Source organism: Allokutzneria sp. A3M-2-11 16 (assembly GCF_024213555.1).
Lineage (GTDB): Bacteria > Actinomycetota > Actinomycetes > Mycobacteriales > Pseudonocardiaceae > Allokutzneria.
This window is the reverse complement of sequence record NZ_JANAVO010000001.1, coordinates 340719-359741: the sequence shown is the minus strand read 5'-3', so window position 1 is coordinate 359741 and position 19023 is coordinate 340719. Positions and strand designations below refer to the sequence as shown.

General features: G+C 60.6%; 25 protein-coding genes. 16 read left to right on the top strand and 9 right to left on the bottom strand.

What is annotated here, in order from left to right; translation table 11 throughout:
- Nucleotides 1–21: 21 nt before the first annotated feature.
- The 7 genes from NLX83_RS01830 to NLX83_RS01805 all read left to right on the top strand — a co-directional run bounded on the left by NLX83_RS01830 (nt 22) and on the right by NLX83_RS01805 (nt 4195).
- Nucleotides 22–339: a hypothetical protein gene (locus NLX83_RS01830; protein ID WP_254233116.1), complete on the top strand. Its 318-nt coding sequence runs from the start codon at nt 22–24 to the stop codon at nt 337–339.
- 165 nt (nt 340–504) lie between these two features.
- The gene (locus NLX83_RS40750; RefSeq protein WP_256562947.1) at nt 505–633 is read left to right on the top strand and encodes a hypothetical protein; all 129 of its coding nucleotides are present in this window, start codon (nt 505–507) and stop codon (nt 631–633) included.
- 3 nt (nt 634–636) lie between these two features.
- Nucleotides 637–939 (top strand): hypothetical protein, encoded by a 303-nt coding sequence (locus NLX83_RS01825; protein WP_254233115.1) that lies wholly within the window; start codon nt 637–639, stop codon nt 937–939.
- Nucleotides 936–1094: a hypothetical protein gene (locus NLX83_RS01820; protein WP_254233114.1), complete on the top strand. Its 159-nt coding sequence runs from the start codon at nt 936–938 to the stop codon at nt 1092–1094. Before NLX83_RS01825 ends, NLX83_RS01820 begins: the two co-directional genes overlap by 4 nt.
- Nucleotides 1095–1098: 4 nt before the next feature.
- Nucleotides 1099–3216 (top strand): type IV secretory system conjugative DNA transfer family protein, encoded by a 2118-nt coding sequence (locus NLX83_RS01815; protein ID WP_254233113.1) that lies wholly within the window; start codon nt 1099–1101, stop codon nt 3214–3216.
- On the top strand, nt 3213–3485 hold the full coding sequence (locus NLX83_RS01810) for a hypothetical protein (protein ID WP_254233112.1): 273 nt from the start codon (nt 3213–3215) through the stop codon (nt 3483–3485). The genes NLX83_RS01815 and NLX83_RS01810 overlap by 4 nt, the downstream gene beginning before the upstream one ends.
- Complete coding sequence (locus NLX83_RS01805) at nt 3473–4195, top strand: replication-relaxation family protein (RefSeq protein WP_254233111.1); 723 nt, start codon at nt 3473–3475, stop codon at nt 4193–4195. The genes NLX83_RS01810 and NLX83_RS01805 overlap by 13 nt, the downstream gene beginning before the upstream one ends.
- Before the next feature lie 323 nt (nt 4196–4518).
- Here NLX83_RS01805 and NLX83_RS01800 read toward each other — a convergent pair whose 3' ends face one another.
- The gene (locus NLX83_RS01800; protein ID WP_254233110.1) at nt 4519–5301 is read right to left on the bottom strand and encodes a hypothetical protein; all 783 of its coding nucleotides are present in this window, start codon (nt 5299–5301) and stop codon (nt 4519–4521) included.
- A gap of 165 nt (nt 5302–5466) precedes the next feature.
- On the opposite strand from NLX83_RS01800, the gene NLX83_RS01795 reads away from it, so the two are divergent.
- On the top strand, nt 5467–5808 hold the full coding sequence (locus NLX83_RS01795) for a hypothetical protein (protein ID WP_254233109.1): 342 nt from the start codon (nt 5467–5469) through the stop codon (nt 5806–5808).
- 181 nt (nt 5809–5989) lie between these two features.
- Here the strand turns inward: NLX83_RS01795 and NLX83_RS01790 are convergent, their stop codons facing one another.
- The 4 genes from NLX83_RS01790 to NLX83_RS01775 form a co-directional block, all read right to left on the bottom strand.
- A complete protein-coding gene (locus NLX83_RS01790) occupies nt 5990–6478 on the bottom strand; it encodes a hypothetical protein (protein ID WP_254233108.1) in 489 nt (162 codons plus the stop codon).
- A complete protein-coding gene (locus NLX83_RS01785) occupies nt 6475–6765 on the bottom strand; it encodes a hypothetical protein (protein WP_254233107.1) in 291 nt (96 codons plus the stop codon). The genes NLX83_RS01790 and NLX83_RS01785 overlap by 4 nt, the downstream gene beginning before the upstream one ends.
- Before the next feature lie 115 nt (nt 6766–6880).
- Nucleotides 6881–7441, bottom strand: a complete 561-nt coding sequence (locus NLX83_RS01780; protein ID WP_254233106.1) for a recombinase family protein — start codon at nt 7439–7441, stop codon at nt 6881–6883.
- Complete coding sequence (locus NLX83_RS01775; RefSeq protein WP_254233105.1) at nt 7442–7669, bottom strand: hypothetical protein; 228 nt, start codon at nt 7667–7669, stop codon at nt 7442–7444. It abuts the gene before it with no gap.
- Nucleotides 7670–8127: 458 nt separating this feature from the next.
- On the opposite strand from NLX83_RS01775, the gene NLX83_RS01770 reads away from it, so the two are divergent.
- Nucleotides 8128–9651 carry a helix-turn-helix domain-containing protein gene (locus NLX83_RS01770; RefSeq protein ID WP_254233104.1) on the top strand — a complete coding sequence of 508 codons (1524 nt, stop codon included), beginning with the start codon at nt 8128–8130 and terminating at the stop codon, nt 9649–9651.
- Between the two features lie 11 nt (nt 9652–9662).
- Here NLX83_RS01770 and NLX83_RS01765 read toward each other — a convergent pair whose 3' ends face one another.
- Nucleotides 9663–10493: an alpha/beta hydrolase gene (locus tag NLX83_RS01765; protein WP_254233103.1), complete on the bottom strand. Its 831-nt coding sequence runs from the start codon at nt 10491–10493 to the stop codon at nt 9663–9665.
- 1097 nt (nt 10494–11590) lie between these two features.
- Here NLX83_RS01765 and NLX83_RS01760 point away from each other — a divergent pair.
- A complete protein-coding gene (locus NLX83_RS01760; RefSeq protein ID WP_254233102.1) occupies nt 11591–11932 on the top strand; it encodes a hypothetical protein in 342 nt (113 codons plus the stop codon).
- Nucleotides 11933–11960: 28 nt separating this feature from the next.
- On the opposite strand, the gene NLX83_RS01755 is transcribed toward NLX83_RS01760, so the two are convergent.
- Together NLX83_RS01755 and NLX83_RS01750 are read right to left on the bottom strand one after the other, a co-directional pair.
- Entirely contained in the window at nt 11961–12227 is a 267-nt protein-coding gene (locus NLX83_RS01755) for a hypothetical protein (RefSeq protein ID WP_254233101.1), read from the bottom strand.
- A gap of 617 nt (nt 12228–12844) precedes the next feature.
- Nucleotides 12845–13183: a hypothetical protein gene (locus NLX83_RS01750; protein ID WP_254233100.1), complete on the bottom strand. Its 339-nt coding sequence runs from the start codon at nt 13181–13183 to the stop codon at nt 12845–12847.
- A gap of 88 nt (nt 13184–13271) precedes the next feature.
- On the opposite strand from NLX83_RS01750, the gene NLX83_RS01745 reads away from it, so the two are divergent.
- The 3 genes from NLX83_RS01745 to NLX83_RS01735 are packed head-to-tail and all read left to right on the top strand — an operon-like array spanning nt 13272 to nt 15468.
- Nucleotides 13272–13484: a hypothetical protein gene (locus NLX83_RS01745; protein ID WP_254233099.1), complete on the top strand. Its 213-nt coding sequence runs from the start codon at nt 13272–13274 to the stop codon at nt 13482–13484.
- Nucleotides 13485–13530: 46 nt separating this feature from the next.
- Nucleotides 13531–13986, top strand: a complete 456-nt coding sequence (locus NLX83_RS01740; RefSeq protein ID WP_254233098.1) for an E2/UBC family protein — start codon at nt 13531–13533, stop codon at nt 13984–13986.
- 3 nt (nt 13987–13989) lie between these two features.
- Nucleotides 13990–15468 carry a HesA/MoeB/ThiF family protein gene (locus tag NLX83_RS01735; RefSeq protein ID WP_254233097.1) on the top strand — a complete coding sequence of 493 codons (1479 nt, stop codon included), beginning with the start codon at nt 13990–13992 and terminating at the stop codon, nt 15466–15468.
- 1280 nt (nt 15469–16748) lie between these two features.
- Here the strand turns inward: NLX83_RS01735 and NLX83_RS01730 are convergent.
- Entirely contained in the window at nt 16749–17102 is a 354-nt protein-coding gene (locus NLX83_RS01730; RefSeq protein WP_254233096.1) for a histone-like nucleoid-structuring protein Lsr2, read from the bottom strand.
- Between the two features lie 283 nt (nt 17103–17385).
- Between NLX83_RS01730 and NLX83_RS01725 the strand changes: the two genes are divergently transcribed.
- The 3 genes from NLX83_RS01725 to NLX83_RS01715 all read left to right on the top strand — a co-directional run bounded on the left by NLX83_RS01725 (nt 17386) and on the right by NLX83_RS01715 (nt 19021).
- The gene (locus NLX83_RS01725; protein WP_254233095.1) at nt 17386–17808 is read left to right on the top strand and encodes a hypothetical protein; all 423 of its coding nucleotides are present in this window, start codon (nt 17386–17388) and stop codon (nt 17806–17808) included.
- A gap of 181 nt (nt 17809–17989) precedes the next feature.
- The gene (locus NLX83_RS01720; RefSeq protein ID WP_254233094.1) at nt 17990–18247 is read left to right on the top strand and encodes a hypothetical protein; all 258 of its coding nucleotides are present in this window, start codon (nt 17990–17992) and stop codon (nt 18245–18247) included.
- A gap of 9 nt (nt 18248–18256) precedes the next feature.
- Nucleotides 18257–19021, top strand: a complete 765-nt coding sequence (locus NLX83_RS01715) for a hypothetical protein (protein ID WP_254233093.1) — start codon at nt 18257–18259, stop codon at nt 19019–19021.
- Nucleotides 19022–19023 lie beyond the last annotated feature (2 nt).

Sequence of the window (19023 nt, the reverse complement as noted above, 5' to 3'; positions counted from 1 at the left end):
AAGCATGCGAGAGGTCGAACGATGAGTGAGCTGGAGCGTCTCTCGGCACAGGCGGAGATCATGCCGTTGTTCCGGACGCATGGGGGCCTCGTGGTATCGCGTGAAGCTAGGCAGTTGCAGGGGAGGCTTCGTCAAGAGGCCGCTGAAGGTGTGATCAAGAAGGCCAAGATCGCCATCGCCACCGATGTCGCCATGGACGCCATGGATGGTGTGAAGCAGGTGGACGACTTCCGCCGCACCCTCGCGAACGGCGACGAGGGCCTGAACAGCGTCCTGGCCGAGATCGAAATCGCGTACGTCCACCATGTCAACCGCATCCAGCGCGGCAGCGCCTTCTAGGAGGTGATGACCGTGAAGAAGTGCGCGCACACCTTCTTGGCCACGATCAAGAGCAAGCTCCGGCGGTCTGCTGAGCGGGCGAAGAGCGGGGGACCTGAAGGACAACCGGGGCGAGCCCGGAGAGCGGATGACGAACAGGCACGGTGTCACGCCGCGCACTCGTTGATGAAGGTTGACCGCCACCGCCGCCAGCTCGTGCAGGAGAACCCGACGTTGCAGCAAGCACTGGGCAACATCGAACTCAACCTTGCTCACGACCTCGGCCAGCACTTTCGGTCGTCGAGGCAGGACTAGCCGATGGACGAGTTCTTGTCTTGGGTATTCGGCTTCTTCGCCTTGATGGTCATGCTCGGCTACGCCATCCAGGGCATCGCCTGGCTCGTGGCCAGCCTGTGGTGGGTGATCGTGCCCGTTCTCCTACTCGTGATGGCGATGCTGATCGCAGGGTGGATCTACAACAGCCCTAGTGCCAAGGCCAAGCGCGAGCTCAAGGCAGTCATCAAGCACGGCAACCAGATGATCGATGACATCGAGTTCGCCACGGAGAAGACCAAGGCCGCGATGGAGCGGATCGCCCGCGACTGGAACAAGCAGCGATGATCAGAAAGCTCCGTGCCGGGTTGGTGACTGCGACTCTCCTCGCGGTCACCGCCCGCGTGCTCTGGTGGGCGGTCGAGCCGATGGTGCCGTACTTCATCGTCGGCTTGGTGCTCGTGACCATCTTCGGCTTCATGTACTACCGCGTGTGGCGGTGAAGCGATGGTTCATCAGGAGCCGGCGGGCAGCTGCCGCCGCTACAGCCTGGTCTTCCCGGCCAATGTACAACCGGCGCAGGTTCAAGCCTGGCTGCGAGCGCTCGCCGGAGCCCTCGGTGCTCCGCATCGCCGCGATGCCGTTGCCGTCCTTGAACTTCAAGCCGATGCACGTGGCCTTCAGCATCGACTCGTGATTCCGCCTCGCCACGCGGACTACGCCGTTGCCCAGCTCCGCACGCTGATCCCCGGGGTTCGGGTTGCGCCGCAGACCGATCCAACACGGACGCCGTGGACGAGCGTGGTCGAGCTGACCTCCTCCTCGCCCAAGGGAGATATGAACTTGCCGTCCATCGAGGCCGCCGCAGCCACGGTGATGGCCGCGATGCAGGGCACCGCGGATCAGGAGGCCCTTCTGCTCCAGGTGGCTGTTACCCCAGCCATGGCAGCCAAGGCGGTGAAGAACGACCGCTCCACCCACAAGGCGGTCAAAGCCGTTGAGCCTGGCTACCTGGTGTCCATCCGCATTGCCGCCAGATCGGACGACGCTGAACATGCCCAGCGGCTTCTTCGACGTGTGCAAGCAGCCGTGGGCAGCACGGCCAGCTCAGGGGCGCGCTTCCGGAGGAAGCTGACCTTCTCGAAGGCGGCCTTGTCGAAGAAGATCGAGCAGGCCAAGGGCAACCTGATGTACAGCACGCAGCTCAGCGTCATCGAGCTGAGCGCACTCCTCGGCTGGCCGATCGGTTCTCCGCATGTAGCTGGTCTGCCGCAGGGGAGAACTCGGCAACTGCCCGCGTCGGCCGCGGTGCCCAGGAAGGGCAAGGTGATCGGCCGCTCCAACTTCCCCGGTGCCGAACGCCCCGTTGCCGTTGCCGCCAGGCAAGCGGTCAAGCACCTGCACGTCGTCGGCCCGACCGGCACCGGCAAGACCACGTTGCTCGCCAACTTGGTCGCCCAGGACATGAAGCAGGGCTACGGCGTCATCGTCTTGGAGAGCAAGGGCGACTTGTTCCAGGCCGCGCTCGACCGCGTCCCGCGCAGGCGGATCAAGGACGTCATCGTGCTGGACGTCAACGACGCGACGCACCCCGTCGGCTTCAACGTCTTGAGCTCCGGCACCACGCGCTCGGCCGTGGACGAGCTGAGCGCGCTCATCACCAACCTGTACGGCGACGGGGGTGGCGTCTACGCCCCGATGCTCCTCTACTACGGCTTGCACGCTCTGGCGGAGACGCCAGGCAGCACCTTCATCGACTTGCCGTCGATGCTCACGCCGCAGGGGCCGGAAGAAGTCGCCTGGCGCGACCAGGTGGTCGGCAGCGTCAAGAACCGCGACGTGCACCAGTTCTGGCAGCGCTACTTGAGCGACAGCAACAAGGAGCGCGACCGCATGGCCGCCCCCGTGCACAACCGCATCTGGCAGCTCGCGGTGCGGCCGGAGATCCGCAACATCATCGGTCAGAGCACGAGCAGCTTCACGTTCGAGGAAGTGTTGCAGGACAACAAGATTCTGCTCATCAACTTGAACAGCGTCCGGGTAGGCGAGCAGACGGCCAGCCTGACCGGCACCCTCCTGATGAACGCGCTCTGGTCGGCTGTGCGCACGGTGAAGAAGACGAAGCCGAGCTTCCTGTACCTCGACGAGTTCCAGGACTTCGTCAACTTACCGATCAGTGCCGCGGACATGCTCGCGAAGACGCGCAGCTTCAACCTCGGCCTGGTGCTTGCTCACCAGGATCTCGATCAGCTCTCCAAGGTGCGCGGGCTTGAACAGGCGGTCCTCGCGAACGCGCGCAGCAAGGTCGTCTTCCAGACCAGTTCGCGTGATGCCCGTGCACTGCAACGGGAGTTCGGCCGCTTGGTGGATGAGGAGGACTTCCTCAACCTCGCCGCGTACGAGGCGATCGTCCGCATCGCGACCGAGGACGGCGTCAGCTCGCCGATCACGGTGTCCACGAACCCAGCCATGAAGCCGACCGGCGTGGCGAACGCCGTCCGGTTGGCGAGCCGCACCACCTATGGCAGACCGATCGCGGAGGTCGAGGCGCAGATCGATGTGCGCCGTCGAGGAAGTGACCGAACCAAGACCAAGCCGAAGCTCGGTGCGCAGAAGTGGGGATGAGCATGCACCACACCACGCGGAACATTCTCGGTGAAGTGGAGTACTTGCGGCGCTCCTGCGAGATTCTGCTGGGGCAGCTCAGGGAGATCGGCGGCATGGCGACGGGCACCGAACAACTCACCCCGATCCAAGAGGCTGCCGTTGCCGATGCCCATGTAGCTCAGGCTGAGCGCGCCAAAGAACACCTGGAACTTGCCGGCCAGTATCTCCAGGGGTGGCAGCGTGCCATCAATGACGCGCTGGTTATGGAGCCGTCGTGGCAGCGTTAGGGCGCTCGGAGCTTTCCACTCGGGATCGCGCCCTCGTGGAGTTGGTCGGCAAGTTTCGCCAGATGACCAGTAAGCAGATCGGTATCAGTCTGTTTTCTAGTCTTGCTTCACAGACGCCGCTTGACCGCGCGCTAAAGCGGCTTGTTGAACGAAGATACCTAGAACGCTTGGATCGGCTCGTCGGCGGCAACCAAGGGGGATCGGCGCAGTACGTCTACCAGCTTGGCAGAGCTGGCTGGAAACATCTACGCAGGCCAGGTGTCTTTTGGGCTCCACGAGCGGTCAACCTGCACACTCTCGCTATAGCCGATTGCTACGCCGAGCTCAAGCGACGTGAGCAAACTGGCCAACTAGAACTTATCCAATTCGTCGCCGAGCCGGAATGCCACCGGGTGGTTGGGGATGTTCTTCTAACTCCAGACGCGTACATCGAAGTAGGTAACCGGCCCAAGCGGATCAAGCGCACCTACTGGCTGGAGGTGGATAGAGGAACCGAGCAACTGAACAAGATCCAAGAAAAGTGTCAGCGGTACTGGACCGCATACCGCGCTTGGAGGGAAGAGTATTTCCCTCGAGTGTTTTTTGTTGTGCCTGATGAACAGCGGAAGGAGGTTATTGTGAGGGTGGTCAGTAAGGGGCCATTAGAAGCGCGCTACCTGTTCGTCACGCGCTTGCTAGGTGACGCCTGCCAGATCCGATTCACAGACTAAGGCAGAGGCAACTCTCAACTTGATTGCTGGCGACAGCGAAATTTCACTCCAGCTGAAGGGGATCAGATGTATACGGCTGACAAGAGGGACCATTACTGCAAAACGTGTAGGGTCAAACGCACTTGGGTAAAATGCGGCAACTGTGGAGGGCGTGGAGCTACTTGGACAACAACCTGCAAGTATAAATGTACGGGCGGGTACAAGTGTGAGACTGCGCCCACGGATCCGTATCACCCAGTGTCCGATAAGGCGTAGAAGGTTTTGTCGCTGATTCCTCGGTGTGTCGTCGGCCTGGTCAGCATCAATTGGTCGGCCAGGCTGCACTACACCTTAAACCTAATCAGTCCCGCCAATTCGGCATCACCCATGAGGGCGTCTTCCGAATATGTCTCGTATACTCTCGCAAGCGTTGTGCGCCAGGTATCAACCGTAGATACAACATCTGCTCGGCCGAGGTAATCCTCATCTATTACAAAGGCGACATCGGGACTCTTGAACACGTCGTTCGCAATCATTATAGTTTTCATGTGCTTATGGCGATCCTCGGAAACCTCCGCCTGAACGAATGAGGAAATCGCTGCCCCCGGATAACCTAATAGCATGCCAAAGCGAATATTATGCGGACTCCACCAATCTCTGAGCCATTCGCTGAAATGAAGCTCGTTTTCGATAGCTCGTACGATTGCAATATCGAGCCCGGCTTGCCAGCCGAAGAAGCCCCAATCCGACCTCTCCAGCACAGGACCTACCTTCGAAATGGTCTCAAGTGGGTATGTTGCCGCCAGGTTATCGGCCACGTTGAAGTTGATAAGAGCATACGAGGGCAACTCGGGGTCGGTGACATTGGGTTGTTCGTTGAGCCATAGGAATCCATGGCTTGCCAGAAGCTTTTTAAACTGTTTCGTATCAATCTCAAACCGGAGCCTGTCGTTATAAGGGCTCATGCTACGTAAGCCAGCCAGTGCTAGAACGTTACTAGGCGCAAGCATGTGTGCAAGTAGCCTGCGATCGAAGCGCTCGAATGTATGTAGAAGCGTAAGAGCACGCGTAGCGTAGTCTTTTGTTTCTGGAGGCACATAGGAAATTTCGGTTGTTTTGAAAGCCATCTGCCTTAATGGTACCGCCTTCGGTGGGGAATTGCAATTGTTGCACGATCGACCCCTTCCTTATCAAAGATGACATCTGTCCGACGTGGTTCTGTGGCTACTTGTAACAGTCCTAAGGGTTAGTGTCGCCCTAAGAGGGCCATGCCGTGCTGGCGGGCTAACGCCATGATGGTCGAGCACGTTTTCTTGACTATTACTCGAGGAGAAATGGAACCAATGACTGATATGGCCAGGCTGGCGGTCTTGTTAGACGAGATTGGCGGCTACCAGCAAGCAATCGATGCCGGCATGCCTTTGGCTGTAGCAACCCCGGAGTTGCTCATTCGCTTGCGCGAGGCGAATGAACTCTTGCCGCTTGGAAATCAGCACATTTGGAATGATTTCCACATGTGGATCATTTATGAATGGGGTTCGGCCTATAGGAGCGGTGGTGATGCTGCCGGTGACCCCTGGCTGAAGTTTCGCGCTGACGTGCAGGAATTGCTTGGGCCTCCCGTCTCTGATTAGTGTGGTATGCGAGCGTGCTTCACGGCGGAACTTCGAGCGCGTCGTCGATTAAGAGGGCGAACTCGCTGAGCAACTTCGCTGTCTATAAATAGGTAGGTCTTCGTCACCGTGACAAAACCCCTCCGTGAGGCTCGGTAGGTCCGAGCCGCGAGGAGGGGCTTTGTGCTGCGGCACTTCGCCGCTACTCGCCCAGTCTCGGCAGCACCTCGGTCTCTGCTTCATCCGCTCGCACACCCCCGCCAGACCGGTGCACTTCTCCGCCTTCGCCGTCCAGCCCTTGCTCGCGGCGGTACGCCGCCCTGGCGTTCAGCCAGGAGCGCACCTCTTCCAGCTCGATCTGCTCCGGGGCTTGTAGCCGCGCAAGGAGCTGCCACCAGACCACGTCCATCGGCTTCGTGAGGAAGAACCGGGCCGCGGTGCGCACCGAGCACCGCGTTGAACGGCGCCACCACAGTCCTGTGCGTTGCCACCGAGGACACACCGGACACTGTTCGCCGTCCTCGGGCAGGTGCTTGAGCAGCAACACGAACAGTGCCCCCGCGCAGCGAAGCAGCGGTTCTTCCGCAGCTTCATGGACAAGCTGCTGCTCGTCTTCCGGATCAGCGAGGTTCCAGAGGACGGCCCGCAGTTCCTCCACCAGCTCTGCGGTGCCCGGACGCACCGGGCTCACCGCTCCGGCTCCCGGTGCTCATGAACAGGGAGAACCTGTTCGCCTCGACCGGCAAGCAGGAGCCGCCGCTCAGCTGGTGCCGGCTCGTCGGGAGTCTCGCCGTCCACCACCACACCTCGATTGGCGTGCGCCCGGAGCTGGACGGCGAGCCCTTCAAGCTCGTCGGCAAGGTCGTGGTGCACCTGGGCGTCGAGGAGCTGCTGTTCCAACATCGCCACCACGAAGGCTTGCAGCTTGCTGTTCATCCGGCCGAGCGCCAGGAACAAGTCCTTGTCTTCTGGGATCACCGCGGGCTCCGTCCGGTCTCCCGCTGCGTCGAGCTGCTGGACAGCACGGAGATCAGCGACTCCAGCCCGACGATCGCGAAGCGCATGGCGTTCCTCGCGTCCATCACGATGCACATCACGACGGCCGCCGATTCGAGCGGTCCTCCGTCGTGCCGTTCGGCTTCTCCTTCGGCTCGCCGCTGTTCCTCGGCGAGCCCATCTCCTTGCCGATGGTGTCCGGCGTGGTCGTTGGCATCTCCATCTCCGTCACCGGGACGCCGGTGTGGATGAAGTGCAGCCGGACGCCAGTGCGCTGGAGCGGCCGGGCGAGCACCTCGAAGGTGGTGAGGTCCCAGGAGAAGTGGTGCGGGCTCGGCAGCACCACGCCGCGTGTATCCGGCAAGCCGCAGACGTCGAGCAGCCCGGCGAGTCCCGGCCGCAGCCGCATATCGCTCGGTGTGGCCGTGTCCGAGAAAATCCCCGCCAACTGGTAGCCCTCGCGGTCGCAGAAGGTCGCGATCTGCCGCTGGTAGCGCCGCAGCTTGTTGTAGGAGTGGCACGAGGTGCGGATGTACCCGTAGACCAGCGGTAGCAGCGACATGTCGTTGGGAGACAGAGCATTTTGGAACAGCTCGTCCTCGAGCACCTGCAAGCGCCGCTGCCAGTCCTGCGGCTCGCGCTCGTCCGGGAGGCTCATCTAGAACCCCTCCCGCAACCGGAACGCCAACCGCACCTGTTCGCACGGCCAGGTGACGCCGCAGCGCATGCACAACCCCGAGCGCTTCCCGGGGTAGTGCAGCACCAGGGCGAGCGCGATCAGGCCGTACAGCTGGTCGGGCTCGGTGGCGTTGATCGAGTCCCGCACCTCGGCGGTGTCGTGATCGCCACGAGCAAACAGCAGTGCCCCGGCTGCTTGCCGGGGCACTGCACTTCCGTTGGTACGCAAGGGGATGACGTTGGATGCCACGGGACATTCGCCTCCGGTTGGTGATCCGTCCAAAGTGGACGGCACCCGGAACCGGGGATACTTCCGCGCCAGGCCGGGCTAGGAGAAGTAGCCGACCAGGCGGCGCCGGGGGACGGAGATCGACCCGGAACCGGGTGCCTGGGGATGACCCTTGTCCGTTGGCAGAGAGGGCGAGATGCCGAAAAAGGGATATCCGGATATTCCCAAAACGCATATCCCCTGGTAGGGATAGTTGCGTAACGTGGTTAGGTTGGCACTGAGCGCAACCAACCCTCACGGACGGAACGGGCGCCATGGGACCCCAGGAGACGACGCGGCATTGCCGCTGCGGCACCAAGCTCGCGCGGGACAACCGTGAGACCCGGTGTCATCAGTGCCGCAAGGCAGCTCGTGATCTCCGGCTCCGTCCTCCTGCCGTGCCGCTGGCGTTCTGGCACACCGAGGAGATGCGCACCGCCCTGAACTCGTGGCACATGGGCAAGGTCATCCGTGCCTTCCGCACGCATCCGTTCCACGAGACGACGATTCCCCAGAGCGTCGCGGCTACCTGGAACCACCTGACACAGGCACAGCTCAGCCGGATCGAGAACGGTCCGCGGCTCACTGACCTCATCCGGCTCATGCAGTGGGCGCATGTGCTCGACATCCCGGCCGACCTACTCTGGTTCAAGGTGCCAACAGCGCTTCCCGAGTCCGACGGCGTACTCGACGCGCATGCACCGGACCCTGCTGCTTGCGATCACGAGTCGGCACGGCGAGCGTCGTCAGCTTCAGCGGGCAACGTGGTCTTGCCGGTCATCGTTGACGGCCGTCCGGTGCTTCTCCCGTTGAACGCCAGCACCCTGGCGACCAACGACCTCGGCGCCCTGCTCGATCATGTGGTCACCAGCGACAGGTCGGGCGTCTCGCCCGACGCTGCCACTGATTGGGACGCCGTGAGTCCACAGAATCGCCGCTGGTTGTTGAAGCACAGCGTGGCCGCCGCTGCCGCCTTTCCGGCTCTCGATCTCGCCGCGATGCCACAGGTCGCCGCCGCGTTAGAAGATGCCCGGCGCTATCTCGACGGCTCCGTCGTCGAGTACTTCAGCAACCAGCTCGACCAGTGCAAGGCCAACGACGGCTCGGTCGGCGCCAGCCGGACCTTGCCAGCCGTGCTCACCATCCTCCGCACCATCGAGCAGTACGCGCGCGACGTGAAGCCAGTCGTCCGGCGGCAGCTGCTTTCCGTTGGTGCACAAGGTGCAGAGTTCGCCGGTTGGCTCTACCGCGACGCGTATGACCCGCTGCGGGCTGGGTTCTGGCGTGACCGTGCCACGGAGTGGGCACAAGAAGCGGGCGACTTCGCGATGCAGGGCTATATCTTGCTCAAGAAGGCCCAGGCCGCCTACGACGACCGCGACGCGCTCCGGATGCTGACGCTCTCGCAGGCAGCACAGGACGGACCGTGGTCCCTGCCAATCAAGGTGCGCGCGGAGATCGCACAACAGGAAGCCCGCGGCTTCGCCATGCTCGGCGAGGACAACGCCCTGGTGGAACGCAAGCTTGACGAGGCGCATCAACTGCTCGCCGACGTCAGCGCGGATTCAGGCGACCACCAGCTCGGCGCCCACTACAACACCTCGCTGCTCACCTTGCAGACGGCCATCTGCTACACCGAAGCCGGTCAGCCTCGCCGTGCCACCGAGCTGTACCGGGAATGGTTGTCTACCAACCACTTCTCCCGCCGCGACTACGGCTACTTCCTCTCGCTGATGGCCTCCACCCTGGCGCTGTCCGGCGAGCCGGACGAAGCCGCCAGGACCGGCGTGGTGTCAGCGGCGTTGGCGGCGGAGACCAACTCGCAGCGAACGGTGCAGGAGCTGCACAAGGTCCTCGACACCTTGAAGCCGTGGGAAAACCGTGCAGGTGTGCGTGAACTTCGCGAGGCCGTGACCGCGTAGCCGCGCCGGGCTCAAGCAGGCTCCGGCGCAGTGATCCAGTCCGCCACTGTCCTGATGACGAACGCTTGCCACTCCTGGCTCTGCGGATCGGCGTACTGCGGATCGTCGTGCACCGCGAAGCCGTGCTGCGCGCCCTCGATCTCCACCAACTTGTGCACCGCGCCGAGCTGCGCGATGGCACCGCGCGAGGACTCCACGGGGATGAAGGTGTCCTTCGTGCCGTGGATGATCAGCGTGGGCGCGGTGATCTCGCCGAGCACCGTGTGCGGCTGGAGCCAGAACACCTCGTTGAGCAACCCGCGGCTGAGCTTGAAGGTCGGGGAGTGGGCGATGAAGCCCTGCTCGTTCAGTTCCCGCGCGGCATCCTCGTGGATGCGGTCCTCCGACCAGTACGGCTTGTCGTCGATGAAGCGCTTCTTGTAGTTGAGCAGCGGGTTGCCCATGACCAGCCGCTCGACAAGCTCCGGGCGCTTGGCCGCGAAGTACCCCACCAGCCCGCCCGCGAAGCTGACGCCCAGCAAGCTCACCGACGAAGCACCAGCTGCGGCACGAACGTGCTCGATCGCCAGCTCGATGTCGTTGAGGATCGCCGAGAGCGTCAGATCCTCCTGACGTCCGGCACTGTCGCCGTGTCCCCGAAGGTCGAAGCGCAAGCTGGCAACACCAGCTTCAGCCAGCCCGGCCGCAAGTCGGGTGAAGAAGCCGGCCTCGTCACGAGTGACACCGCCGCCGTGCACCAGGACCACCGCTCGTTCGGCAGCGGCCTCCGGCTGCACGAGCGTGCCGACGAGCTGCAAACCGTCACGAGTGCGGAAGCGGGTCTCGGTGCTCTTGATCGGCACGGGCAACCTCCGGGAGACGACATGCTGGTGCCTCGATGTTCCCAGGTTGAGCCAAGGAAGATCAGTGCCATCTCAGATGCTGACAGGGTGGCGGACTTCTACGCCGCCGCAGGGGTGCGCCGAGCAAGGACGTCTTTGCCCTGGCGTCCATGGACTGTGGCCCCCTCCAGCAAGAAGAAGATCGCCGCGATTCCCTGCTTCCGGTCGGGCGACGCAGAAGCCTCCGGGCGCCTCCTTGCGCCTTGTATCCCCGTACTCCCCAAAGGAAAGGTCGCCTTACTCGAGGCTCCGTCCGCGTGGCGCCGAGGAAAAGCACAAAATGGGGGAATCTCGGGCCGAGCGGGGGCGATCTACCCCCTCCATGACAATTGTCATGGAGGGGGCCGAGTGTCCCGTGCCCGACGGCACGACCGATCGGTGAGCGTTCAACAAGTGCCCTTGACCTGCGATGAGCGGTCAATGAACGGCCGGGCAGAACGTTTTCGCTCTTGCACGAGGTGGTCAAGCGCTCCGACGTTCACCCACTTGCCGTAAGTCGAGGAGAAAACGCTTAGGTAAATGCCGGTGCGTTCCGGTGAGTGGCACTTGCCTGATAAGCCCACGTTCTCACGTGGTGTATCCATCTGACCGAGGCGACGTGTCTCGTTCGAGTGGCTAGGGCGACTTCAAATCACAGCGTGTCGCCGATCTGGCGATGGTCAGCTTCCCGCAAGGGTGAGCTAGGCATTTGCCGTTCCCCAAAAGGACTACGCCTACCCGGACGCTAATGAATATCAAGTTCTGAGCGACCGATCGGCATTTGCCGTTCGGCGCACGATCTCGACGTCTCGACGGATGACGTGAACTGCGGGTGGCAGTATCAAGATCATCATCTGCACAATTCGGGCAACCAATCTGGCTAGAGCAATCCGAGATATTCGATCTTGGATGGCTCGTGCCGTTGCACGGGGGACGAGGGGTGGAGATGACGAAGGTGACTGCCTGCTAGCCGCAGCGCTGAGCCGGGGTTGTCCTCGGCTCGCGTAGCCCCTGCCGCGCCGCCCAGTAGCTCCGCAGTCCAAACGTATGGCTGCCCACACGAGAAACCAGCGTCATCCGTGACCCTCGAACGTCGTCGTTCAACTCCTCAGCGCCGGAAGACCAAGCCCAGTAAGGGAAACTGCCTTATAGACGCGTACTACCACGCCACCAGCGACTGGGACATCACCATGCGCACCCTGCTCTTGGTTGGTGTGCCGCTTGTCCTGGTGCTCAGCTCGATCGTCCTGCTGTTCATCTTCGCCGGGCCGATCACTGCCGGGGCGATCACAGCCGCGAGCACGGCGGGTGGCATGTGCGTATACACCAAGCGCCGGGCGACGAAAGCTGGCACCAACCCCACCGTGGTCGAGGGGACGGTCGAAGGCGGCCAGAACGGCAGGCCGCAGATCGGTCAGTGAGCGCGCACCTCGGCTTGACCTCCAGCGTCTACTTCACCTCGCCCGTTGAACAGACCGCTCCATGCCGCAACTGGGCAACGTGCGATTCGAGCTGCTTCACGAGCGCGGCCAGTTCTTCGTCCGCGACGTAGAGCAAGGTGACCGTTCCCCGCGGCGCAGCGTGCTGGTTGGCAAGCAAGCTCCGCTTGGCGAGATCCAGCCCGTTTCGAGCGTCCCGCAGCTTGGCGACCGCGTCGCTCGCGTGGCGGTGCGCTTCTTCAGTGTTGTGCGGAGCCGGGTAGGACATGGCGGTCATGAGGTGCGTGCCTTCGTGGTCTGGTCGAGGAGGGGTTGCCGTCGGTCCTGGCGCGGCGGTCTTCTAGTCGAAGCTCGTGCCGCAGTCGGTGCAGACCGCTCGGTTGCCGTGGTGGACCACTTCGCCTTCGCACTCCTGGCAAGTGCCCAGGGACTCGGGTTCCATACAGGTGCTCCGGTGAACGAGGGCGTCACGAAGAGGTCAAGCTACTCGGATGCGCGAGCTGAACACTGCGGGGTGTGACGGGCAAACGACCGGCATAGGACAGCACGTGGAAACCAGAGTGTTCGCTGATTTCCGGCTGGTTCACCGGGACGAAGGTTCTAGTCGACTAGGCCGAGCTAGCGAAGGTGTGCCCTTGACCTGCAATAAATCCCGTGGGCGAGGTCTGGTGCACAGATTGCTCTTCAGTTCACAAGGTGAACATGCGCCCGCCTTCCCGCTTGCCTCAAGAACAACCGGCATCTTCTTGGCGATTGCCTATGTCGAGTTTGAGTCCGTTTCGTGTTGAAGCAGTAGCTAACACGCGCCTCTGAACGGACGATACTCAGTTGAAGCCGGATACTAGAAGGGCGGTGCCGTAACCAGTAGACATCGGCTCGACTTCAATGCACGGCTTAGGAAGCGCTTCTATAAATACTCTGGTTCGTCGGGATGGGGTTCAGCTCCCCAGTGCGGATCTTGGCGACCGCCGGATCAAGTTTCAGGAGTTCTTCTTCAATTCCTACTCCTCGGGCGATAATCTCTTGATTTCGTGCGACAAGCGCGGCTAATTCCAGTATTTCGCTTGGGGAAAAGGTAAAGTCGACAGATACCCCGTCAGATGTCTCGCCGCTTACGGTCAAGCTTGGTAGTCCTTCATCGAAGTGCGCCTCGATTCTTCCGATCTTCTGGTAGTGAAAAGTTTCGTTGTGTATCTGCTCCTTTGACGGTTCATTCGGTTCGAGTGTTTCCATGCCCTGGGTTCCTGCTTAGTTGTACTTATGAATATAAGCAGGAGCTGGGGAATTGTCAAATATCATTTCATGAAAGAGGGATGCGAACGTGGGTAAGTATGTTGTTAACGGTGAGGTGGTTGAGGTGAAGAAAGATCAACCGACAGCACTCGACCTGAAGGAAGGAATTGGCAGTGTGCGAAGCGATTGGGTAATGGCTAGCCTGCCTAACGGTGAGGTTCTCAGGCTAAATGACGACGAGGCTCTTCCCTCAGAGGCAACAGATTTCTCAATAGTCACGCCATTTATCTACGGTCGCTGATTGGTGCAGCCGACTCGCAAAACATTCGCGACATGAAGGGTTCTAAATGTCTGACTTGGAGACAACCCTGAGGATTAGTCGTCTAAGGGCTGAAAGTTACGAACTGAGCAAACGTTATCCAGAAGTGACTTTTGATACGAAAGATGGGATGTGGCTGCATGTCAAGTCGTTGGAGATAGCCAAGGGTTGGAACAGGAAGCGAATCGAGGTGCTTATTGATATCCCATGCGGCACACCTGGCTATCCGTCCGTAGCGCCCCAGTGGTTCTGGGCTGATCACGATCTCAAGACCGACACCGGTCAACCGATCAGCCACTTTTTCTCTCGCGGCCTTAATGAGGCCGATCAGCAGTACACAGATAAAGGGTGGGGGCACTTCTGCGTGCATGTCAATAGGTGGAATCCAGCAGGGGCAGGAAACTTGACGAAAGGACATAGCCTGATTACGTACCTAGACCTGATCAGAGCCGTGTTTACGGATCGCAAAAGGCTAGGAAATTAGCCCATGAATAACAGCCGCTTCGAGATTGTGTTGCCATCTGACATGTGGCAGGAACTTCACAGTCATCTGATCCGCAAATCTGATCGCGTTGGCTGCGAGCAAGATGAACAACTGGCGTTCATCTTGGTTGCCCACAACCTCACGGTAGATGGAATTCGGCTCGTGGGTCGCGAGTTGCTACTGGCAGAACTGGACGACTTCGATTACCAATCGACTTCCAGTCTCAGGCCAAATTCCCTGTTTGTTACACGTGCCCTCACTCGCTGTCGCCAAGAGGGTTGGAGCCTTGTTGAGGTTCACTCACACCCCTTCGATTCGTCAAGCTCCACGACGTTCAGTGGGATCGACTGGGTCAACGATGAAGCAAAAATGCCCAGCCTGGCAAAAATGTTCCCTGGGGATTTCCATCACGCCACGATGGTTGTGGGCCAGATAGCCCTAGACGCACACTTTTATGATCGCCACTCAGCTGGAATTCTGCCAGTGACAGCGGTCCGGATCGTAGGCTCTTCAGCAGACTCGAATGAAATAGTTCAAGTCCTGACGCCCACGAGCGCCACGAGCCAAACGAAAACCAGGATCTCTGGTACGCATGAGAGACAGGTTCCGCTGATAGGGAAAGCGACTCAGCAAGCGCTCGCAAAAGCCAGGGTGGTGATCGTTGGACTCGGCGGCCTTGGTTCTTTCGTATCGCTAGAGCTGGCTCACATTGGCGTCGGAAATCTTGTCCTGATTGATGACGATGTGATTGAAGAGAGCAACCTCAACCGGCTCCTTGGCGCAAACGGTTCAAATGTTGGCCAGTCGAAGGTGAGTTTCTATCGCAATGTAATCCAGCGTATCGCTCCATCTGCCACGGTGACGGCAATGCAAGCTTCGATATTCGATAGAAAAGCACTTGAGCAAGCGAAGAGTGCAGATCTGATCCTCGGATGCGTTGACAATCACGGGGCTCGCTTGGTACTAAACCATCTCTCTGTTCGCTATGTAATTCCTTTGATCGATGCTGGCACCGGTGCGCGAATTGGCGAGGATGACACCCTCGATCGCATAGGCGGTCAGGTACAGGTCGTGGCACCGGGTATGGGATGTCTTGAGTGTCGTGGGTTCATTGATCCGCAACGCGCTGCTTTTGATCTTGCGTCCCCTGAAATGCAGGCATATGAACGTTCGCACGGCTATGGAACAGAGGAACCAGCACCGTCAGTCATATTTTTGAACGGCGTGGTCGCGTCGATGCAGGTTGCCGAAGTGGTTCGGATAATGAGCCCTACACTTAGAGGAAAGTCCTCTAGTCGAGCAATCGTAGCGTACGATGCTTTGAAGCAGAGAGCGCTACCTGTTGTCTCTCAGTCTTCGCCAATATGTGTGACCTGCGGCCGTGATGGTGTGACAGGTGTCGCCGACCTTGCGCCGATACAACTCCACTCCTCGGAGGTTCGCCGGTCTCCAGGAATGACTCCACAGTTGCCTGGTTTGTAGCCATGCCCGATCCAATTCCCATGAATAAGAGTGCAAGTAGCCGGACAAGTGCCGTGCGCCGCTCCGTAACCCGGCCTGCCAGCGCACAGCCAACTCGAGTTGTGCGACGACTTGACGACACTCGAGCGTCAAGCGAACAGGAACGAATCGTAGCTCGGCGTCGTCATGATTGGATGGTTCTTGCCTGGTTGGCCTTCATTGCCATCACAGTCTTGATTCCGTGGTTGATCGGTCGGAGCGCTCTTCGGGATAGTTTCTTGTTTCAGAGAGACCCGGATCTCTTCGATGTCGCCATTCGTGATGGCAAGACGTACTTCCTATCTGATTATCTCGGCGGACTATTGCTTCCAGGCGCTATCGCTGCGGTCTTTCTCGTTCTCCGCCCGTGGGCGGGCAGGAGAGCATTTGGTGTGGCCGGCATGTTTTTGACAGCAGCGTTGGTCGCAACTCTAACGATAACAGAGAGCGTTTGGGAAGAGAACGAAGCCCGATCGGTTCAGAGGCTGCGAGTAGAGAAGTTTCCATATAGCGAAAAAGTCCCCTACGCGTGTGGTACGGGTAAGGATCTGAGTGCAATAGTGGACGGTAAGACACTGTCGGTGGGAATCCGACAATCGAGTTCTACTCCGACGGCATTCTCCAGCCACTGTAACATCATTGAAGTCTTTTCCGGGTGGCGTAAAGTGCATCAGATCACGTTACCCGGTGCGATTCATATCCCAGTGTCCGGAGGATCTCAAACTGACAGCATATTCTTTCGTGTAAATGTCGAGGGCGACGTTGCTAGATTCGCCGGCTTGGTAACCGTTTCCGACGCCTCTGCGTACCTTCTTGGTTTTAGCTTGGATCGACCAGGGGGAATGTGGAAGCGCGAGTTGAAGGTAACTGATGCTGAGGGCAGCTGGGCTGCCCCTCAGGTGACTTTACTGGGAGGCACCCTAGCTATCCAAGAGAAGATCGATCAGTTCAGATACCGACTTATAGGGGCGGATTTTCGTACCGGCAAAACTATGTGGACCTTATCGTGTCCAAAGGGGTACAGGTCGACTACGTTTTCCCGAGAAGTCCAAGGTGGGGATAGCGTGATGACCATGCTTTGTGGAAATGGCGGAACTGGGGTGAGTGGATCATTTCAAGTTAGTCAGAGTGGGGCAATTTCCCGCATCAAGTGAATGAGCGGCTTGGGATTGATCGTCAAATGTGAGCGGATAAGCTGATGGTGAGCAGGGGAAACAACAGCCCCCGGCGATGGTTGCGCCGGAGGCTGTGGCGTATGTGCGCTACCCCTTCGCTGCGTCGTACGCCTCCAGCACGCTCGTCGCGATCCGCCCGCGCTCGGAGACCTCGTGTCCGTTGCTCCGTGCCCACTCCCGGATCTCCTGGAGTTCTTCCTTGCTGCGTCCGCAGCCGCTCGCGCCGCGAGCTGCTGCACCGCTGCCGCGCTTCGCCCGGCCACCAACTCGACGGGCGGCTTCGACGTACTGAGCGAGTCCGTTGCGGAGCTTGTCCACGTTGGCGTCGTTCAGATCGATCTCGTAGGTAATGCCGTCGAGCGCGAACTCCACGCGGGAGATGTCGCCGCTCTCGGTGCCGTCCAGGTCGTCAACGAGCTGGACGATGGTGCGCTGTGCCATGGGGTGTATGCCTCACAAAGAGTCGGTGCAGAGTCGGTAATCAGACCGTAGCAATTGGCTGAATACTACGCCCACCGAGGCGTTCGATTGGGGACGACCCGCTCGTCTACGTGGGCTTTGCAGGGGTAAGCGTGTGTGGGTGTTGTCAGATCGAGTTGGTCGTGTTCAACAACAGCGCCCGCTCTGTCATCGCGCTGAGGGTAACGGCAGTGCTGCGACTGGCGATCTCCCGGCAACAACGAGGCGCGGGAGATGAGCAGGCATGTCACGAAATCGTTCCACCTTGATCTCTGACGATACCCTCACCGCTGCTGTCGGCTGGTATCTGGCTTCAGGGCGAAGCTCGTGGGGTTTTTCCGAAGCAGCCTGGGGCGTCATCTGCCGCCAGCTCGTCGACCACCTTGAAGGTCTCGCGCGATCTCCTCGCGGGATGGTCTTCTACAAGCAGCTGGTGGCGGACACCGATCTCGGCCAACACCCGGAGTGGCATCTCGCCGTCTCGCCGTTCCTGCAAGTGCTGGTGAAAGCCTGCCACCTCGCCGAGCTGCCTATGCTGACCTCGTTGGTGTACGGCAAGACCGCGAATGCACCCGGCCCAGGCTTCCACGATGCAGCGCACCTGTTCGGCTACCGCCGAGCTGCTGATGATGACGATCTCCGGTTCTGGTTCGAGGAGATCGCACGGGTGCGGGTGCGATGGCGCTGAACGGGGCCACAAGCTCCGAGGCGCGAGCGCCTTGATTCGTCACTCTGATGGCTCCTCGCGCCAACTAGGCCGCGCGCGTGAACCAGTCCAGAAGCCCCCGTTTTCGCTGATCTCCGGCTGTAGCGTCCCCGGCTGCAACAGATCGTCTTGCAGCTGCGGCCGAGAACCAGGGGGACTCCGCGTGTACGGAAGCGTCGGTGAACTACGAGCTCAACTACTTCAGCTCGTCGAGCAGCTGCCCACCGCGGTAGTCCTCCAGAACAAGACCGACGCCCTCGCCGCGGCCGGCGAGTTGGCCGAAGCCTGGCGCTCTACCAGCGACACGGGCGCCGCCGAGGTCGTCGGGATCATCCACCAGGCCGTCGATCAGCTGGATGGAGTTGGGGAACGGCTCGCCTGTGCCGGAGACCTGATATCCGCCTACGCCACCGGCATTTAGGTGACCGGGGTGGCGAACGTTGGTGAGGTGGTCGAGCGGCTTCGCGCCGCACTGCAGGACCTCCGCCCGGATGAGCTGAAGACGTCCGCCGAGCTTCTGCGCGAGGAAGTCCTTGTCGTTCTCACCGCAGCCGCGGCCGAGAGCAACCACCCTGAACTACAGGAGGCCGTCGAGCCGCTGACCGGTGTGCCCGATGAGCTCGAAGCCGCTGCCGCCCTCTACGAGCAGGCGCGCAGCGGAACCGAGCGATACATCCAGCAGCACAGCGGGACTGGAGGTGGAGGCGCTCTTCCCGCCGCCGCGGCCGCTCCCTCGGCGACGCCGTCCTCCGGCTCGTGCGGTATGCCAAGGAGCGAGGCGTCCACAACGCCGCCAGCCGCGACGAAACCCAGCAGTACCAAGGCGTCCCCGTCCAAGAGCAAGCCCGCCAGCTTCGGCTGGACAACCTCTACCAACTACCGCAAGACCTTCTTCGACGCCCACCCCGACACCGAAGGCAAGGTGGTCGTGCACCACGCCGTCGAGCAGCAGGTGCTCAGGATTTTCCCTGGCGTGGTGCAGACCGAGGAAGTGCACTCCTTGGAGAACCTGCGGGGTATTCCGAAGGGGCTCATCAACAACCGGGTGCACCTCAGCGCTATCCGCATTGCCTGGAACGACTTCTACAAGCCCTTCCGCAAGAGCGGCACTCGTCCTACAAAACAGCAGCTCCTCGACTTCGCTACCATGATCGACGACCAGTACGGCACGTCGTTCAACCCGAACATCAGGTGAGG

What these genes read in the sequence shown, in the direction of transcription:
- NLX83_RS01830 (WP_254233116.1), top strand. Translation starts at nt 22, where the DNA reads ATGAGTGAGCTGGAGCGTCTCTCGGCACAGGCGGAGATCATGCCGTTG.
- NLX83_RS40750 (WP_256562947.1), top strand. Translation starts at nt 505, where the DNA reads ATGAAGGTTGACCGCCACCGCCGCCAGCTCGTGCAGGAGAACCCGACG.
- NLX83_RS01825 (WP_254233115.1), top strand. Translation starts at nt 637, where the DNA reads ATGGACGAGTTCTTGTCTTGGGTATTCGGCTTCTTCGCCTTGATGGTC.
- NLX83_RS01820 (WP_254233114.1), top strand. Translation starts at nt 936, where the DNA reads ATGATCAGAAAGCTCCGTGCCGGGTTGGTGACTGCGACTCTCCTCGCG.
- NLX83_RS01815 (WP_254233113.1), top strand. Translation starts at nt 1,099, where the DNA reads ATGGTTCATCAGGAGCCGGCGGGCAGCTGCCGCCGCTACAGCCTGGTC.
- NLX83_RS01810 (WP_254233112.1), top strand. Translation starts at nt 3,213, where the DNA reads ATGAGCATGCACCACACCACGCGGAACATTCTCGGTGAAGTGGAGTAC.
- NLX83_RS01800 (WP_254233110.1), bottom strand. Translation starts at nt 5,301, where the DNA reads ATGGCTTTCAAAACAACCGAAATTTCCTATGTGCCTCCAGAAACAAAA.
- NLX83_RS01795 (WP_254233109.1), top strand. Translation starts at nt 5,467, where the DNA reads ATGATGGTCGAGCACGTTTTCTTGACTATTACTCGAGGAGAAATGGAA.
- NLX83_RS01780 (WP_254233106.1), bottom strand. Translation starts at nt 7,441, where the DNA reads ATGAGCCTCCCGGACGAGCGCGAGCCGCAGGACTGGCAGCGGCGCTTG.
- NLX83_RS01755 (WP_254233101.1), bottom strand. Translation starts at nt 12,227, where the DNA reads ATGACCGCCATGTCCTACCCGGCTCCGCACAACACTGAAGAAGCGCAC.
- NLX83_RS01750 (WP_254233100.1), bottom strand. Translation starts at nt 13,183, where the DNA reads ATGGAAACACTCGAACCGAATGAACCGTCAAAGGAGCAGATACACAAC.
- NLX83_RS01740 (WP_254233098.1), top strand. Translation starts at nt 13,531, where the DNA reads ATGTCTGACTTGGAGACAACCCTGAGGATTAGTCGTCTAAGGGCTGAA.
- NLX83_RS01735 (WP_254233097.1), top strand. Translation starts at nt 13,990, where the DNA reads ATGAATAACAGCCGCTTCGAGATTGTGTTGCCATCTGACATGTGGCAG.
- NLX83_RS01730 (WP_254233096.1), bottom strand. Translation starts at nt 17,102, where the DNA reads ATGGCACAGCGCACCATCGTCCAGCTCGTTGACGACCTGGACGGCACC.